The following is a 2053-nucleotide window of genomic DNA, read 5'->3' as shown; positions in this document are numbered from 1 at the left end:
TCTGTAAAAACGTCCGCAAATGTCTCAATATTACAAAAAAGAAGGTAAAAAAAACTATTTATTCGTGAAACTCATTTGCTCCACTTTCAACTATTTAATAATTTTTTTCTGTAATAGAAAAATCAATCACTCAGAATTCAGAACTCAGAACTCAGAACTCTTTGAGTCTATTGTTTTTATTCCTAAATTTGCACTAATTCTAAGCGATTTACATTCACCATAAAAGATTCAAGAAGTCAAAATGGCATCTACTAAAGAAAAAGCCCCAAAGGTTAAATACAGTAAAGAAACTTATATGTATTGGTACGAATCAATGTACCTTCAGAGAAAATTTGAGGAAAAAGCAGGGCAATTATATGGGCAGCAAAAAATTCGTGGATTTTGTCACTTGTATATCGGACAAGAGGCTTGTTCTTCGGGAGCGGTTTCGGCATTAACTAAAGATGATAAATGGATTACAGCTTACCGTGACCACGGACACCCGTTGGCACTCGGCACCGACCCTAAGCGTATCATGGCCGAACTTTACGGAAAAGTTACGGGTACAACCAAAGGAAAAGGTGGCTCTATGCACATTTTTGATAAAGATGTTAATTTTATTGGTGGACACGGTATCGTTGGTGCTCAAATTCCTTTGGGTGCGGGTATTGCGTTTGCTGAAAAATATAAAGGTACTCAAAACCTATGTATATGCTATTTTGGTGATGGTGCAGTGCGTCAAGGTGCATTACACGAAGCATTCAATATGGCCATGACATGGAAATTGCCAGTTATTTTTGTGGTAGAAAACAACGGTTATGCTATGGGTACTTCGGTTGAGCGTACTTCAAACGTACGTGAGCTTTACACAATCGGAGAAGCTTATGATATGCCATCTGAGCCAGTTGATGCCATGGATGTAGAAATGGTACACGAGGCCGTTAAGCGTGCAGCTGACCGTGCAAGAGCGGGCGAAGGCCCAACTTTCTTAGAGTTTAAAACCTATCGTTTCCGTGGACACTCAATGTCTGACCCACAGAAATACCGTACGAAAGAAGAAGTTGAAGAATGGAAAAGCCGTGACCCACTCGAAATGGTTAAAGACCGTATCCTAAAAAACGGTGTGGCTACCGAAGCAGAATTAGAAGAAGTTGATGCAAAGGTAAAAGCGATTGTTGAAGAGTCGGTGAAGTTTGCCGAAGAATCACCATTCCCTCAGCCAGAAGAAGCGTTTGAAGATGTTTACGTTGATACAGAATATCCTTTCTTGAGAGAGTAATAGTCAACAGACGACGGTCGATAGACGATAGCTATATAAATAAAAAAGCCAGTTTTGAATGTTCAAAACTGGCTTTTTTTATAAGTAAATGCCAAATGTTTCATTATAATTGCCTGAAAATAAGATATTTATCATAATTTTGAAAAAAAAACACTTTTTCTAAAACATAAACACAAACATTCGGTTATCCTTATACTTTGATTTATATCTGAAAAGCCCGAAAGTGCTTTGTATATCTCGAATCTGAGAAAACATTGTACAGAATTTTGAATGTGGAGCTAAACTAACTTTTCAATAAAGTAAAGAAATGAGTAATTATTCGATTAAAGATTTAGAACAACTATCTGGTATCAAGGCCCATACCTTGCGGATTTGGGAACAGCGATACAACATTATCAATCCCAAAAGAACAGATACCAATATCCGTACTTATGATGATAATGATTTGAAACTGGTTCTGAACATTGCGTTACTCAAAGACCACGATTACAAAATCTCAGAGATTGCGAAGTTGAGTTTAGAGGAATTATCAAAAGAGGTTTTGGCCATTTCTGATAAACAGCTCAATTATCCCGACCAGATTCATGCCCTCACGATTGCAATGATTGACATTGACGAAGAACGCTTCGAGAAAATCATGTCAACCAATATTCTTCAGTTTGGCTTCGAGAATACGATGATAAATATTATCTATCCGTTCTTGAGTAGAATTGGTACGCTTTGGGTAACAGGCTCAATTGGCCCAGCACAGGAGCATTTCATCACCAATTTGATTCGACAAAAAATCATCGTTGC

General features: G+C 37.7%; 2 protein-coding genes. Both read left to right on the top strand.

Annotation, left to right across the window (positions count from 1 at the left end; translation table 11 throughout):
* Positions 1 to 241 precede the first annotated feature (241 nt).
* Positions 242 to 1258 (top strand): pyruvate dehydrogenase (acetyl-transferring) E1 component subunit alpha, encoded by a 1017-nt coding sequence (pdhA, locus tag ACOVO2_RS17915; RefSeq protein WP_421771297.1) that lies wholly within the window; start codon positions 242 to 244, stop codon positions 1256 to 1258.
* A gap of 307 nt (positions 1259 to 1565) precedes the next feature.
* Positions 1566 to 2053, top strand: a 488-nt coding sequence (locus ACOVO2_RS17910) for a MerR family transcriptional regulator (protein ID WP_421771296.1), incomplete at its 3' end; no start/stop codon positions are given.

The organism is Emticicia sp. (assembly GCF_049241225.1).
In the GTDB taxonomy this organism is placed as follows: domain Bacteria; phylum Bacteroidota; class Bacteroidia; order Cytophagales; family Spirosomataceae; genus Emticicia.
Note: the sequence above shows the minus strand (reverse complement) of the source record. Positions and strands in the feature narration are given on the sequence as shown.

What these genes read in the sequence shown, in the direction of transcription:
- pdhA (WP_421771297.1), top strand. Translation starts at nt 242, where the DNA reads ATGGCATCTACTAAAGAAAAAGCCCCAAAGGTTAAATACAGTAAAGAA.